The organism is Mycolicibacterium agri, assembly GCF_002553505.1.
Lineage (GTDB): Bacteria > Actinomycetota > Actinomycetes > Mycobacteriales > Mycobacteriaceae > Mycobacterium > Mycobacterium agri.
Genome location: NZ_PDCP01000050.1, coordinates 25,604 through 40,706 on the forward strand (window position 1 = coordinate 25,604; position 15,103 = coordinate 40,706).

Sequence of the window (15,103 nt, forward strand, 5' to 3'; positions counted from 1 at the left end):
GGGAAGATCAAAGGTCTGGAGCGGCGTGCCGAACGGATAGCAGTTCGCCGGGGTACCGCAGAATGCTGGGCCAGCCCAGACCTTCACTCTGGCGGTGACCGTATACAACTGGCCCTCCAAGTCCCCGCCCACCTTGTGGTTGTTGCTAGTAATGAGCACGGCGGGGTTTGCCCAATTGCTTATCTCGTCGGTCCAGTCGTGCCCGTCGCCTGTGATGTGGAAGGTCACTGAAACATAGAATCTTGCGTTGGGGCACCGTACGTCAGCTGAGGCTTGGACGGTATCTTTTCCATCTTGCCTGGGACCTGCTTCGGGTCCGAGGTTAGTTCCCGTGCATGAAGGTTCTGCCAGGATGGTGGGATCGGCGGTTGCTGTAGCTGGCACGCAAAAGCCTAGAATCGCGATCGCTAACGGAACGCTGAGAAAAGTACGCATTGTGAATCGAGCCCCTATTGCTGATGTGCATCTGCGCACGGTTTATCTTCCGTGGACCACGGTAAGCCTGGAGGCGCGGTTTGCTGTCGGCGACACGCGTAGCGTGGTGAAAAATTGCTTTCTGTTTAATGACGCGATGGTAGATAATTTGCGAATTCCTATCTTGTTGTGCAGCTGACCAAACGTCTTATTGGAATAGTTAGTTACGGAAAGCATCTATCCTCTTGACAGGTTGCCGACCGCGACGAAAGTTTCCGCATGGTTATCGGTGCGCCAAGTCTTACAGGTAAGCCGTGAGGGCGACGATCAGTATTCTGGGTTGTGGCCGCCTATCTGTCTTATGTCAAGGGACGTGGCGCCGAGGGCGTAAATGGGCTATCGTCCCGGATCCGCATAGACGATGAAGCCGTCGTCAACTAGCGGTGCCAAGACTGGTGAGGCGTTCAAGCTGTTGGCGCCCATGACGCGCTCCTCCGCCCGGGTCGCCATCACAAAAAGGTTCCCATCAACTGCAGCAAAGCAGTACCACTGGATTCCGTTGTCGGCGAGGTCGAGCTGCATCAGGTCCTCTGACTGGTACACCGCGATCAAAACCACGGGGTCGGAGGCCTCTTCGTATTTCGCCGAACACAAGGCGCTGTGCACCGATCGTGGCAGGTGGAAAGCGGTATTCGGATACAGATACTGGGCTTTCGCCGGGAAGAGCGCGGTCCAGAAGTTCGCATACGCATGCGGCTTGCACACTGTTGCTATCCACTCGCTGGGCATGCCGGAAACCGCGTGAACGTTCGGAAAGTTCGGGTCGTTGTGGGAGCGCCCGATCATCCTTGGGGTTCCGGCGATAGTCTGCGTTGCGAACACCAGCCAGATTACGGTGAAGAGGGCTGCTAGGGAGGTCCCGCCGACTGTGATAGCTACAATCCACTTCCGTGTCGCGCGAGGGCTAGAACGGGGTGAACGGAGGCCCCCGATGCGGCCGACGAGTCCGCGTCTCACCCTCATATAGCAAAGGCTAACGCCGCCGACCCCGTCGGACAGCCGCAAAGTCACCCCAGCTGGGTGAACTTCGGCAACCCTCAGAGTGCCCAGCGCAAGCGACCACGATGTGCCCGTTCGGTTCCGATCGCGGAGGTAAGCCGGTAGCGCTCCGACTGGGAACGACGGTGGATCTGAATCTTGGTCTGACACGCTGCTGAAGTGTCTACGTGCGCTGGCGCTCGACGGGTCGTGCAGCCAGGTAGGTGGCCCAGCTGGATTGAGCATATTGGGCCCATTTGTGTGCGGTCTGTGGTGCGACGCCGAAGAGATCGCTGACCACGATCGGTTCTAGATCGAGGATGTTGGCGATCATGGCCGAGTTGCGAGCAGTCAACGTCGGTAGTCCGTAGCGGTTCAGGGTTCGGCTCAGGGCTTTGGTGTTGCGAGGTCGGCTCGGTGGTCTGCCGGGGAATAGGTAGGCAGGTATCCCGGGCCCCGAATCTGGACGTCCGGTTGAGTGCCTGTGTGCGATCAGTTCTTCGATGAGCGCCGCGAGCGACGGCGGTAGGACAACCGAGTTCTGCTCAATGACCAAGTAGGCGTCGGTGTCGTCTCGGCTGAACCGGTCGGTGGTCAGTTCGACGATGCGGGCGACCGGGATGGCGTAGAGCCGAACCAGGGCACCGATTATGCGAACTTCCAGCGGTATCTCGGTGGCAGTCAGACATCGCCGGAGCTGGTCGGTTTGGTCGTCTTGGTCCTGGAATCGAAACGGGAGGCCGTCTTTCTTGCGCGGGATCTCGATGCCGTTGATCAGATGTCGTGCCTGCATCCATGCCAGGAATGTGCTCAGAGCCTTCGGATTCGGCGCGCCGGCGGCGAAGTACGTGTCGACGTGGTGCTGGCGCAGATCTGCGACAGAAGCACCCACCTCGGTCAGCCAGGCCAAGAAGGTGACTGCACACCGGATTCGTTGCCGGTTCGATGAATCAGCGCCAGGGCGGAAGGGGCCGCGGGCCGCTCGCTGGCGTGCTCGGCGGACGATGTGCCATTCGGCGTAGGCGCGGATCACGGATTGGTACTCAACGGCAATGGTCGGGATGGTGCGATCGACCCAGAGCTGGAGCTGGGCCAAGGCTTCGTTGCGCTGCGGCAGGACACCCGCCGCGACGAACGCCGCTCGGATATGGAGAGTCTGGGCGTTCTGCGGAAGTCGGTCAATTTCCTCATGGGTGATGTCCCGACCTGATCGAGCCAGTTCGGCCAGCCAGGCCAGCGAGCGCTTTTCGCGCACCCAGGTGTGGACGCTGCCAGGGTTCACCGCGGCGAGCGCGTTGAAGAGTGGTTTCAGTCGCGCATCGCGTATCGATCTCTCCTCGCCGAGGAGCGTATTGACCTTCGCCAGTACCAGGCACCTGTCGCATCTGCCGTCCCGGAATCCCGGTCCCTCCTCGCCGCAGTCCTTGCACGCGAAGTTGAGATCCGCCCCGCCGCATCGGGTGCATACGGCATCGCCGGACTCGTTGACGCAGACCAGAATTCGGGTGTTTAGGCACCCTGCGCACGTCTCGGGACGTTCCAGTCGGGTGCGGTAGCATCTCTGACACACCGGTCCGACGGGCCATACCGCCGTCACCGGGTGCACGCGTTGGCAGATCGAGCACGCTCGCGGTGTTCTCGGGGAGCAGCTGCTGCAGTAGAAAGGGCCGCCGCGGTAGCGCGATCCGCGCCGATGCCGACCGCATTTCACGCATTCACCGGTGTCGCGACTACAACTCTGGCACATGTCCGGGCGGCTACCGCCATCGCCGCGGCGCGTGATCGTGCGGACGTTTCCGCACACGCCGCATTGACGAGGTGGTGCGGTGTGGCAGTTCTTACATAGCGGGCCTTTGGTGGTGTTCGCGCAGACGACCCGGACGCGGCCGCAGTGGACACACGGCTTCTTCGGCCGCGGCCTGCAGCGATTGCACAGCGGCGCACCGTCTTTGGTACGGCTCGTGATTCCGGCCACTCTGCCGCATTGCGAGCATTCGGCGTGCCGGGCCGGGTCTCGCCGGTAGCACTGGCGGCAGATCTTTCCTTCCTCGCGTTGGCCGACGATCCGACCGATCTTGCCGCACCGAGCGCACTGTCGCCGCTCGACTCGTTCCATGCACCGCTCACAACACCGACCTTCCGGCGTCTGGCGTTTCAGAAGTTTGTCGGTGCGACCGCAGCGGACGCATCCAGGTAGGACCACTCGGTCGCCGAAACCATTGTCTGCGAACAGCTTAAACAGTGTCGCCATCGACAGCGGAATATGCGGCGACGGAGCGACAAACGCATCAGGATGGTCGATCAGATAGGTGGCCAGCTGGCGGGCACCGACCGACTCCCAGGCATGCGCCTGCCGCAACACGCGTTCAGCTGTCTCACCGGTCATGTCCGGGCCGCCGACCTCACATAGAACGCTGATCAAGCGTAAGCGGACTTCGGCCAGTGCTTCATCATGTCTGGCCGATGCGGCGGTCATTGACGGCCAGGCCTTCGAATGACGGTCCGGCGCGGCTGGATCGGATCTGAACCTGACTTCCCCCCAGCAGTCTTGCGCACCTGCACGTTGACGACTTCAGGTTCGATCAGATCATTCGGAGTGCAGCCGAGGATGTCGCAGAGCGCAACCAGCACATCCATGCTGAGCCGTTGTGGCGGTTGAGTAACCAGGCGATAAACCTGTTCACGCGATAAGGTGACGCCACGTTCGGCCAGTAGCGGGACCAGATTCGAGGTCTGAAACATCTGTTGGTCGGCCATGAGATCCCGTAGGCGCCATCGGTAGCCCATCTTCTTGATCATCGGATCACATCCCAGTTCTTCCCGAGCCGGCCCTTCAGCGAAGCGACCAGCATCTGATTGCGGAATTCGTTGGATACTCCGGTGTAAATGGCGGTTGTCGAGGCGTGCGAGTGTCCTACCTGTTCTTGGGAAAACCTTGCGGGGTAACCAAACTCGGTCCAGTGCGTCACCGCCGAATGGCGAAGGCAATGGACATCGAGATGCTCGTCCAAGCCAGCGTCTCGCTTCGCGGCGACGAACGCGTCGTTGATGGAGCGCGGCTGCAACCTGCCCACCCGCTCAGTAATCCACAGCGCCGGATGGGGCCCGGGCGAAAAGCGTGGCCGCAACTCGGTGAGCCATTGGTCGAGCACCTCGATGATCCAGTCCATCTCCGGTACCAGCAAGACGCACCGTCGTTTGGGCGCAGCGCCTTTCGATGACTTTCCGAAGCGCACCATGAGGCTGCCGAACCGACCGAACTGAGGCATTTGCGGATTGGCGCGCAGGTCGACTAGGTCGAGCTTGGAAGCCTCGGTACGCCGCAACCCGAACGCGTAGATCAACTTGAGCACCGTCGCGTCGCGAGCTGCACCCAGGCCACCCTTCACGCCCCGGCGCACGATCTTGCTCGGCCGAGCATCGGCGGCGTCGAACAACGCTTGGATCTCGTCGTAGGTAAGCGGGCGCCGACGTGGATCACCCTCGTAATCGCTTCGGTGGACGATGGAGTTGCCGTCATGAAAGATCAGTTGCGGCACTTCGCCAAACCGTTCCTCACAGGCGCTTGCCCACCCGTAGCGAGGATCGAGCAGAAACTCAAGGAAAAGGTTGATGGCGACCTCGTAGCCCCGCACTGTCGACAGCGCACGCGGCTCGTCCAGATTCCTTAGATGGTCGATAAATGCCTCACCATCGGCGGGCGTCCACTGCCACGGGTACAGCCCCGTGAAGTCGACCAGTCGATTGATCAACCGCAGACGCATCAACATGGTCGATGGCCGCAGAAATCGAGCGGATTGCTGGCGACGCCAACCCTCCAGCATCGCCTCGAGAATCGCAGGCTCAGGTTCAAGATGAACAACGTTGTCCACCAGGAAAACACCTGCGGAACCCGGAAGCGGCACGTTCACCGCCCTGTTGTATCAGATGCATCAATGATGCGCAGGCGGAATGGACCAGTCAGCGATCGATCATCCGCGAACGCTCACCGCGCTACCATGCCGTGAGCGGCGCAGACGCCGGATGTTCCACGGAGCGCAATGTTGCATCAGATGCAATTCCACCCATTTCTCGCTGAACGCCACCTGGACCACCAGTGTCGGCCGAACCCAGTGCGCTCCGGCTTGCTTCACCGCACCGACCACCGGGGGGTCGTCCTGCTCGGTCGGTGCAAGCCGCTCGTGCAAGCTGCGAAGGGTCGCGGTGTCGAAACCCGTGCCCACCTTGCCCGCATACCGCAGCACCTCGCCGTCGTGATAGCCGAGCAGCAGTGCGCCCAGGCCGATGCGGCTGCCCTTGGGGGCGGTGTAGCCGACGACGACGAACTCCTGATCCTTGCTGCACTTGAACTTCAGCCAGTTGGCGCTGCGGCGGCCCTCATACGGCGCGTCGGCTCGCTTGGCGATGACGCCCTCGTCGCCGCGCCGGCACGCCTCCTCATAGGCGGCTTCACCGTCCTTGACCCGATGCGTGGTGAAGCGCAGCGGGTCGTCGAACGTGAACGCCTTGCGCAGCAGTCGTTTACGCGATAGCAGCGGAAGATCCCTGGTCGAGTAGCCGTCCAGATGCAAGAGGTCGAACACGTAGTAGAAGACCGGGATACCGGTGGCGCGGGCCTCGTCGGGGTCGGTGAGGCCCGAGCGGCCCTGCAGCCGCGCGAAGCTGGTGCGACGGCCTTCGAACGCAACGATTTCGCCGTCGACGACGAATTTGTCGCATGCCTGCGCCGCGAGGGCGTCGACCACTTCGGGGTAGGTGCCGTTGAGGGTCAGTTGATTGCGTGACAGCAGGCGTACCCGTCGGCCGTCGCGGAACGCCAGGCATCGCACCCCGTCGAGCTTGCGCTCGAAGATCCACGCCGGATCGGAGAAACGTTTTTCGGTCAGCGTCGCGAGGGTCGGGGTGCACCAGGTCGGCACCGATTCGCGGCGCAACAGTCGGGCTTCGGGCTCGGGAAGGCCGTACCGACGAAGCGCCATGTCCGGGGGCATACCCGCATCCTCCGCCATCTACCCAGCACGCGTGCAGCTACCGACAGAATGCAGTCTGCGAGCAAGCGAATTCGCTATCCGGCCAAGTTGATGCATCGGATCATCCTGCAAGGCATTAGCTCGGAACATGTTGTGCAAATTTATCGTAAATGGAGTCTCTCGCGATCACAGCGGAGAAACGAAAATGGCGGACGGAACGCATCGCAAAGGCATTCTGTTTTCCCGTCAATTTTCTGCCGAAATGGCATCTTCGCCAGCGACAATTTGCAGCGTCTATTGCCGCGAGAAGGGACGATCGCCGTGAAAAAGACCACCGACTTGTCGCAATACACGAACATCATCCCCTACGCAAGCGAGATCTTCGGTGTCTACCAGCCGATGCTGGGATGGCGGGCGAAGCGCATGACCCGCCGGTGGGAGCGCGGATTCTCCGCGGACCTTTCCCGCGCCTTCGATTCGCTGTACAAAAAGTTTCGGGCCGACTTCGAATTCAGGCTCGACGAGCGCGGGTCACTGGCCGACATAGCCAAGCTGGCACCGGCGCAATTGATCGACGCGGAGACGCGCGTCGGGCGCAGTTTCGTGATGGAAAGCATCGCCGAAGCATTGCCGCCGCTCGATGAGTACGACCCGTCGGTGTGGGATCAAGCCATTCAGGCCCCGAGGATTCAGGAAGTCTTGCAACGGGTCGTCATTCCCGAAACGCTGAAATGGCATCGGACGGCACTTACTCGCGGAACGGAGCGCCAGCCGACGGGGCGGACCGCCGCCGCGCTCAACGACATGGTCGCCGATCAGCTCAACCGGGAGTCCGCCGCCGCCGGATTCGTCATGTACTTGAAGTCCAACGGCCAGTTCGACGCGCTGCGGAAGCTCTTCTATCAGCCGGACAAGTACCTCGGTCGGCTGCTGTCGCTGCTCAGGTTCCGCGATCCGCTGGACTACATGGACCCGTTCAAGGACCTCGATCGGGTGAGCTTGTCGCCGCTTGGAATCGTTCATCTGTTTCGCCAGTTCTTCTTCGAGTTCGACACGTTTCTCGGTCCGCCCGTCGGACACGTCTGGATGAGCCCAGGCGCGACGGTCGAACTGGTCGAGGTCAGCACGCGCAAGACGCTGACCGAGCGTTACACCGAGACCGCGATCGAGACCGTCGTGAAATCCGAGAAGTCCACCACCGAACAGGATGAGATCTCCGATGCGGTCAAAGAGGACAACAGGTCTGACGTCAAATTCGGTGTGGACACCACGGCGAACCAGAGCTGGATCGGCGGCAGCGCGAGCGCGTCGGCCAGCATCGACATCGGCAAGACGCAGGCCAACGCCAGGGAAGTCACCCACCGGCGCATGCGCGAGCAGACCGAGAAGCTGTCCACCGAGATCCGCAAGAACTACAAGACGACGTTCCGCACGGTCACCGAAACCACCGACACGTCCAGTCGCCGTTACGTTCTCAGCAACACCACCGACGACCTGATCAACTACGAGCTGCGCCGCAAGATGCGACAGGTCGGCGTCCAGGTCCAAGATGTCGGGACCTACTTGTGTTGGCAGACCTACGTCGACGATCCCGGCCGCCAGCTCGGCATCGCCGAGTTGGTGCATCTGGCGAAGGATCCGGAGGTGGGCAACATTCCCGCGCCGGAGGCTCCCGCGATGCCGACGCCGATCGTCACCGAACATCCGATCGAAATCCCGTTCGTGCCGACGACCGAGGACACCATCCCGGCGGACGACATGGACGAGGTGTACAAGGACGGCAAGGAGGTCAACCTCGAAGACACCAATGAGGGCGACCCCGAAAGGATTCAGGCCGACTTCGGGGGCTTCACCGCAATGTGTGGCCAACCCGGATACGAGTTCGGGCCCAACGGCGTCGTCGAGAACGGCATCATCGAATTCGACTATGGCGGCAACGACATTCGGCTCAGGGTCAAAGATCTCGTGGAGAGTCCGTCCGGCAAGATCTCGTTCGGGGTGCACGTCAAACACGTCAACTTCCACAATGTGTCGCCCCTCCACGTGACCGTCAAGGTCACGTGGCACCCGAAGGAAGAGGTCGTCAACGGCATCAACGCCGCGTATGAGGCGGCGATGGACAAGTACAACGAGCAGACCCGTTGGGAGTACGAGAAGGCGTTCGTCGATGCGGCCCGTGACCGGATCAACAAGGCCAGCAACATCGAGCCGCGTTCGTTCGACGAGCTCCGCGAGGAAGAGCGGATTGTGGTGTATCGCAGCCTGATCCAGGAGATGCTGACCAAGGATCTGCCGATGCCGGATGACCGGACGCGGCACGTGGTCGCCGAACTTCTCAACACCATCTTCGACGTCGACAAGATGCTGTACTTCGTGGCGCCGGAGTGGTGGCGGCCGCGGCTGCACCAGAGCCATCAGTCGCTGGGCGGCCTGCGCACACCCGTCGACCTCGGCGCGTCTGGTACGTCGTCAAACGGCCAGCTAGTTGTACTGGGACAGGACGTTGGTAGCAGGCGTGTTGGCTTGATGTGAGGAGAACCTCCGGGTGGGGTGTGGCTTGTCTAGGTCCACCACCGTCCGGAGGTTCTCGTGTCCCACCGTAATGCCCGTACGACGTTTCACGGCCGGCTGCTGATAGTGCGCCGGTATCAGGCTGGCTGGCCCAAGGCCCATATCGCGAAAGCGATGGGGGTTTCGCGTAAATGCGTCCACACCTGGATCAGTCGTTTTGAGACCGAGGGTGAAGACGGTCTTCACGACCGGTCCTCGCGGCCGCATACCAGTCCGACCCGTGTCCGGCCCAGCGTGGAGAACCAGATCGTGGCCTGGCGCAAACGCCACCGGTGCGGTCCTGACGAGATCGCCGCCAAGCTCGGGATCTGCCCGCGAACGGTGTCCCGTGTGCTCAACCGTCGACAGATGCCCCACCTACGCGAGCTGGACCCGATGACCGGTCAGGTGATCCGCGCCTCCAAGACCACCGCTGTCCGTTATGAGCGGTCGCGCCCCGGCGAGCTGGTTCACATGGACGTCAAGAAGCTGGGTCGCATCCCCGCCGGCGGTGGATGGCGCGCGCACGGACGAGGACGTGCACCGGATCGAGATCGCAAGAACGGCCATGGATTCGACTACATTCACTCGTTGGTCGATGACTACTCCCGGCTGGCCTACTCAGAAATCCTGCCCGACGAGAAAGGCGCTACCTGCGCCGGATTCCTACGACGAGCAGCGCATCATTTCCGCGCGCACGGGATCACCACCATCGAAGAGGTGATGACCGACAACGCCTGGGCCTACCGCTACTCGATACGTGACGTGTGCGCAGAGCTGGGCGCCCGCCAGCTATTCATCAAACCGCACTGCCCCTGGCAGAACGGCAAGGTCGAACGGCTCAACCGCACCCTGCAGACCGAATGGGCCTACAAACGAGTCTTCACCTCTAACGCTCAACGTGCCCAAGCACTTGCACCCTGGCTGCACTACTACAACACTCAACGACGCCACAGCGCACTCGGCGGCCTCCCACCGATCAGCCGACTGACACCAACGTCATGACTCGGTACACCTAGCTTAGCTGCGGGTGGGCGCGCGCAACGCTGCGACCGCGGCTACCAGGTTGAGGATCAACAGGATGACTACCGGCCAAATGGCCGACGATTTCTGGGCGATCACTCCCAATCCCGCGCCGAGCAGCGACGTTTCCACAGCGACCGCAACGGCTGAGAAGCCGAACAGCGTCGCCCGCTGGTAATCGGCCGCATAGATGTTCACCCACGCTATTCCCGCGGTGAAGATCGCTTGGCTCGCCACCGTTGCGAGCAGAAAAACGATCCCCTGCGCCCATACCTGTGACCAGCCATGGAAAGCCTGGACGGTCATGCAGATCAGTGCCGCGGTCGAGCCGATCAGTGCGCTGAGCAGCAGCATGCCCCGTACGCCGAATCTCTTTCGGTAGACCCAACGCCACAGGAAGGACCCGAGGAGCAGACCGATGCTGGCAAAGACGACCAGCACATGCAGACTGCCGGCCTTGTCTCCGAACTGCGCCGCCGCGTGCAAACTGTAAAACGTTGTGCCAAGGCTGATGGGAACGAACAAGAGCGAGGTCACGGTGTAGCGGCGGAACCATTGGTCGGCCCGTACCGCGGCCATACCTTCGCGGTAAGTGTCTCGGAAACGACGCGCCGCCCTCTGCGACGCGGAGCGGACCGGTCCAACGAATACGGCGGCCACGCCCGCGGCCGCCAGTGCCGCCGCGCCCAGCCACAACAGATCCACATGACGAGTAAGCGCACCATCACGACGAGTTGCCATGGGCAGGAGTAGAAGCGTCGTGACGATGGCGAGTATGGATCCGAAGGCGCCTTGATTGAGGACCAGATCTGCCCGCCGCGCTTCGGACACCTTGCTCGAGACCACCTCGGAGAATGCGACCTTCGATACCCCTTTGGCAACCCCCGCTACCAATGATGTCGTCAAGAACACTGAGGCGATGAGCAGCGCGGTCTGAGCGGCGATGGCATTACAGACGATCGTTGCCGACGTTGTTGAGGCCGTGGCGGCGAGGACAAGATGCTTACGGCGACGAGACAGGTTCAGGATGAACGACGAGATCGAGTTACCGAAGATAATCCCGATACTGAATGCCGGATACAGAAGCCCCGCGGCCCAATAGATTCCCTGTTGTGCGCATATAAACGGCAGAACAGTAGACACGTTGGCGAGTTGCACGCCGGCCGTGTAGAAGATTCCATGGACCAGCAGCGTCCGGTACCGGCTTGCGTGCCTATGAAGTTGCGCTGCCGCAGCCATTATCTGTGATCGCCGAAGTACAGCGTTGCGGCGATGACGTTTTCGCCTCCGTCAGAATTCCAAGTCATCCTGATCGGCATGAAAACGCCTTCCCTGCTTGACGTTTGGCTGGAACTGCGACTGTATCGCAACGAAGGCATCAGCGCAGGTGAACCGGGGCGCGCAACCTCCTTCGTACACCCGGCAGTCACAACGCCTCATACTAGTATGCGAGTTGCTGTCGATCGCGATACAGGTTCGTCAACCCTGCATTGTCGCTGGACCGGGCTGTCCAGTTCGTAACAGAAGGACGCCAGTTGGAGACGGCACGGTTTGCCCCGCCATCTCCAGACGTGACCCAATCTGCTCGGTGCAGGCGCTGTTCGCTGACATCCCTCGGCTGTCGCGCAGTAAACCGTTGGTCGCGGTCACACCGAGATCGAGATTGAGCCCATCGGACAGGTCATTGCCGAATACCGCGGCGACAACTCGGTGGCATCGTAGGTCAACCGAATTACTGTGCAGCGGCGCGGATTAGGAGCCCAGGGCGCGGCCAAGGCCGCAATCGCCAACCTGACCCTCGTCACCGTATCCGCGGCCACAAGCTCAGCCGGATCGAGGGCTTCACCGAAGCACCTGCGCGCCTTCGAATCAACGGCGACGGACTGAGTTTCGACGGAACTGGGTCGGGTGCTGATCAGCCGCGCCCGATTCGGTTCAGGTCGACATGACGGGTTTCCGGTGCGAGGCGTGCGCACACTAGGCCGATGCCGACCACGATGATGGTGGTGATCGAAATTGGCCACGGATTTCCGTCGGTCGCAACGAGCATCGCGGTGGCAGCGAAAGGCCACGCGCCCACCAGGATGCTGGGGAGCTGGACGGCAGCCGACATACCCGAGTAGCGCACCCGGGTACCGAACAGCTCGGAGAACAAGCTGGACTCCACCGCGTACATAGCGCCCACACCCACGCTGTATATAACGGCTACCGCCATATACAGGCCGACGACCGAGTTCGTGTCGAGGATCCAGAACACCGGGAACGCGAACACGATCCCGATCGCCGCGCCGACCATGAACACCGGACGCCGTCCGATGCGATCCGACAGGCGTCCCAGCAGATAGAAGGTGACCGCACCCAGTGCCGAGGCCACCGTCAAGGCGGCCAGCACGTCCGAACGGCTGAGTTTGGTGTACGACGTGGCATACGTCAGTACGACCGTGAGCACGACGTAGGCGAGGATGCCCTCGCCGAGTCGCATCCCCATCGCGATCAACAGCGGACGTCGCGAGGTGCGCAACAGGGCCGCGAACGGCGAGGTCTCGGTGTGGTGGCCCGCGGCCTGCTGTTCCTCCAGTTCGGCCTGTGCCGCACGGAAAGCCGGCGTCTCGGTCAGCTTGAGCCGGATCAGCAGCCCGACAACGACGAGCACGATGCTTGCCAGGAAGGGCACCCGCCAGCCCCAGGAGAACAGCTGGTCGTCGGGTAGCGCGGAGACCAGGAGCCAGATCCCGGTAGAGGCGAGTTGTCCTATCGTGTTGCCGACGGGCGGGAATGTGCCGTAGGTGCCGCGCTTTCCCTCGGGCGCGTACTCGACGGCGACGAGTGCCGCACCGCCCCACTCGCCGCCCGCAGCGAATCCCTGGAGCAACCGCAGCGCTACCAACAGGATGGGCGCGAGCACACCGACCTGCGCTGCAGTAGGCAGCAGACCGATGGCGAACGTGGCGATGCCCATGATCATCAGTGTCACCACGAGGGTGCGTTTGCGACCGATGCGATCACCCATATGCCCGAACACGATTCCGCCCAGCGGCCGGGCGAAGAAGCCGACACCGAACACAGCGAAGGCAGAAAGCGTCCCGATGAGCGGGGTGTCATCAGGAAAGAACACGGCGCCGAACACAAGCGCCGATGCGGTGCCGAAGAGAAAGTAGTCGTACCACTCAACGGCGGTGCCGACGAGACTCGCCACAGCGGCGCGCTTGGCCATCTGGTGCTTCTCGGCCGGCGAGAAGTTGTCGTGTCGTACTTTGGTGTCTTCCGGCATGGCGATACCTCCTATGCCCGGCGGGGTGTGTTGGCACGGGAGTCCGGTTGGGCTGCCGGCGAAGACGTTGGCCGCACGGTGAACTCGTGTTCGCCGTATCGCTTGCCGCCGTGCTCGTTCTTGACGTAGCCGTCAATGATGTTCGCGTTCTGGCCGATGTGGTCGGAGCGCGGTAGACGAGTCGCTCGTGGGTAGGCAGGTGTGTTTCCCGTCGAATCGTGGCGGCTTCCTATCAACTTAAGCTGTGTCCGGTTGAATCGCAGCAATCTTTTCGTAGTCGTTCGGCGACAACGCCGCTGAGCGACTGCGAGGTCGGGGGAATTGCTGGAACGGCCGGCAGTGCGGCGGTGGGGCGAGAGGGAAATTAACGGCGACAACGAATCCCGCTGCAAGCAGACCGGCATAGGTTCACGCACACGCGAGAGAGCAAAGTCCCCTAATCTGTCGAAATGACCAGACGGTTCTGCAAATTTGCTGTCGCACTCGGGTTGACCGCTGTGGCGGTGGCCCCCGGATGCGCCAGCGGACAAGACGATCCCGACAGAATCGATGTTGGGGTACTGGTCATCACCATGTTCCCTCCGGAGAACGAGGTGTGGCTGCAGCGCGAGCAGCTGCCCACCACGGTGGACGTGCCTGGCGCGTACAAGCCGGTGCGGTGCAACTCGGACAGGTTATGCGTCGCCGAAACCGGTGAGGGCAAATCCAATGCGGCCACCACGATGATGGCCATCCTCGGCAGCGATAGGTTCGACTTCTCCAACGCCTACTTCCTCACCGCGGGTACTGCCGGCACCCCGCCCGACCAGGGCACCCTCGGCTCCGCGATCTGGGCTGACTGGGTGGTGGACTTCGACCTCGGCAATCACCTCGATCCGAGCGAGGCCCCCGAGGTGCCCTTTGCCTACCGGCCCGTCGAGAATTACAACACCGACGCCTACTACCTCGATGAAGCCTTGGTGGACAGGGCATTTCAGCTGACCCGCGAGGCCAGGCTGGCCGACAGCCCCGAAGCCGCCGCCGAGCGGGCGCTTTACCCCGACCAGCAGGGCCGCACGCCGGCAGTCATGAAGTGCGGCACCATGACCGGCGACGACTACTTCTCCGGCAAGATGCCGTCGGATCAAGCCCGCTACATCATGGAGATCCGTACCGAAGGCAAGGGCGTCTACTGCACCACCCAGATGGAGGACAACGCGGTCGCCACGGCTCTCAATGCGCACGGCTACCTGAACCGTTATCTGTCGCTGCGCACAGTCAGGAACTTCGATCAGCCGTATCCGGGGCAGACGGTGGTCCAGCACCTTGAGCAGCGGTCCGCGGGATTCAACCTGGCGCTGGAGAACATCTACACCGTCGGTCGGCCTGTCGTCGCCGATCTGCTGAAGAATCCACCCTCGAACTGAGCCGGGGCGGTATTCAACTGCCACGCGCAGCCGGCTGGTTCAGATTTTCCTGCGCGAGCAGACGTAAATGTCCGCATTGTCCTGGGGCGATTTCTGGGGGTGATTGCAACAGCCACCTTGTTGGAGGTTGTTGTGTATCTGAAGGCTTATCCCTGGATTATGCGTCAGTTCTGGGATCGCGTTCGGGATGGGATGTCTGCTGGCGAGGCTGGGTTAGCCGTCGGCGTGTCGGTCCACAGCGGACGCCGGTGGTTTGCTGATGCTGGCGGGGTGAGACCTAAATTTCTTGACGAGGGGCCGCGGAAGCGGCCGCGGTTGACTCTGGGTGAGCGTGTAGTGATCGATGTGGGCGTGTGTCGCCTGCCATGAGGATGGGACCAGTGTGACCTGATTTTTGCCAGGGTGATGGGACCACCTGGATTGCCAGTTAT

General features: G+C 61.9%; 11 protein-coding genes and 1 pseudogene. 5 read left to right on the forward strand and 7 right to left on the reverse strand.

All coding sequences use genetic code 11. From position 1 onward, the window contains the following. Positions 1 to 331 precede the first annotated feature (331 nt). Positions 332 to 613, forward strand: a complete 282-nt coding sequence (locus CQY20_RS34555) for a hypothetical protein (protein ID WP_133119117.1) — start codon at positions 332 to 334, stop codon at positions 611 to 613. 197 nt (positions 614 to 810) lie between these two features. On the opposite strand, the gene CQY20_RS22920 is transcribed toward CQY20_RS34555, so the two are convergent. The 5 genes from CQY20_RS22920 to ligD all read right to left on the reverse strand — a co-directional run bounded on the left by CQY20_RS22920 (position 811) and on the right by ligD (position 6,431). Next, complete coding sequence (locus tag CQY20_RS22920) at positions 811 to 1,296, reverse strand: hypothetical protein (protein ID WP_133119118.1); 486 nt, start codon at positions 1,294 to 1,296, stop codon at positions 811 to 813. 340 nt (positions 1,297 to 1,636) lie between these two features. After that, complete coding sequence (locus tag CQY20_RS34560; protein ID WP_133119119.1) at positions 1,637 to 3,928, reverse strand: XRE family transcriptional regulator; 2,292 nt, start codon at positions 3,926 to 3,928, stop codon at positions 1,637 to 1,639. Further along, positions 3,925 to 4,251 (reverse strand): helix-turn-helix domain-containing protein, encoded by a 327-nt coding sequence (locus CQY20_RS22940; protein WP_097942382.1) that lies wholly within the window; start codon positions 4,249 to 4,251, stop codon positions 3,925 to 3,927. The genes CQY20_RS34560 and CQY20_RS22940 overlap by 4 nt, the downstream gene beginning before the upstream one ends. After that, positions 4,248 to 5,276, reverse strand: coding sequence for a tyrosine-type recombinase/integrase (locus tag CQY20_RS22945; protein WP_097942391.1), 1,029 nt, complete (start codon positions 5,274 to 5,276; stop codon positions 4,248 to 4,250). Before CQY20_RS22945 ends, CQY20_RS22940 begins: the two co-directional genes overlap by 4 nt. 147 nt (positions 5,277 to 5,423) lie before the next feature. After that, positions 5,424 to 6,431 carry a non-homologous end-joining DNA ligase gene (gene ligD, locus CQY20_RS22950; RefSeq protein WP_097942392.1) on the reverse strand — a complete coding sequence of 336 codons (1,008 nt, stop codon included), beginning with the start codon at positions 6,429 to 6,431 and terminating at the stop codon, positions 5,424 to 5,426. Between the two features lie 312 nt (positions 6,432 to 6,743). Here ligD and CQY20_RS22955 point away from each other — a divergent pair, with 312 nt between their 5' ends. Together CQY20_RS22955 and CQY20_RS22960 are read left to right on the forward strand one after the other, a co-directional pair. Next, on the forward strand, positions 6,744 to 8,954 hold the full coding sequence (locus CQY20_RS22955; protein WP_097942383.1) for a hypothetical protein: 2,211 nt from the start codon (positions 6,744 to 6,746) through the stop codon (positions 8,952 to 8,954). Between the two features lie 57 nt (positions 8,955 to 9,011). Beyond that, on the forward strand, positions 9,012 to 9,977 hold the full coding sequence (locus tag CQY20_RS22960) for an IS481 family transposase (protein ID WP_097942384.1): 966 nt from the start codon (positions 9,012 to 9,014) through the stop codon (positions 9,975 to 9,977). A gap of 15 nt (positions 9,978 to 9,992) precedes the next feature. Here CQY20_RS22960 and CQY20_RS22965 read toward each other — a convergent pair whose 3' ends face one another. Together CQY20_RS22965 and CQY20_RS22970 are read right to left on the reverse strand one after the other, a co-directional pair. Continuing rightward, positions 9,993 to 11,153, reverse strand: a complete 1,161-nt coding sequence (locus CQY20_RS22965) for an MFS transporter (protein ID WP_133119120.1) — start codon at positions 11,151 to 11,153, stop codon at positions 9,993 to 9,995. A gap of 757 nt (positions 11,154 to 11,910) precedes the next feature. Further along, positions 11,911 to 13,266 (reverse strand): MFS transporter, encoded by a 1,356-nt coding sequence (locus CQY20_RS22970; RefSeq protein WP_097942386.1) that lies wholly within the window; start codon positions 13,264 to 13,266, stop codon positions 11,911 to 11,913. 449 nt (positions 13,267 to 13,715) lie between these two features. Between CQY20_RS22970 and CQY20_RS22975 the strand changes: the two genes are divergently transcribed. Beyond that, entirely contained in the window at positions 13,716 to 14,672 is a 957-nt protein-coding gene (locus CQY20_RS22975; protein ID WP_097942387.1) for a purine-nucleoside phosphorylase, read from the forward strand. A 159-nt stretch (positions 14,673 to 14,831) separates the two neighbouring features. Further along, positions 14,832 to 15,032: pseudogene (locus CQY20_RS36225) on the forward strand (IS30 family transposase); the annotation flags it as partial. Between the last annotated feature and the right edge of the window lie 71 nt (positions 15,033 to 15,103).

Excerpts from the sequence above, each read along its gene's own strand:
- CQY20_RS22975 (WP_097942387.1), top strand. The coding sequence starts at position 13,716 with ATGACCAGACGGTTCTGCAAATTTGCTGTCGCACTCGGGTTGACCGCT.
- CQY20_RS22970 (WP_097942386.1), bottom strand. The coding sequence starts at position 13,266 with ATGCCGGAAGACACCAAAGTACGACACGACAACTTCTCGCCGGCCGAG.
- CQY20_RS22945 (WP_097942391.1), bottom strand. The coding sequence starts at position 5,276 with ATGCTGGAGGGTTGGCGTCGCCAGCAATCCGCTCGATTTCTGCGGCCA.
- ligD (WP_097942392.1), bottom strand. The coding sequence starts at position 6,431 with ATGGCGCTTCGTCGGTACGGCCTTCCCGAGCCCGAAGCCCGACTGTTG.
- CQY20_RS34560 (WP_133119119.1), bottom strand. The coding sequence starts at position 3,928 with ATGACCGCCGCATCGGCCAGACATGATGAAGCACTGGCCGAAGTCCGC.
- CQY20_RS22940 (WP_097942382.1), bottom strand. The coding sequence starts at position 4,251 with ATGATCAAGAAGATGGGCTACCGATGGCGCCTACGGGATCTCATGGCC.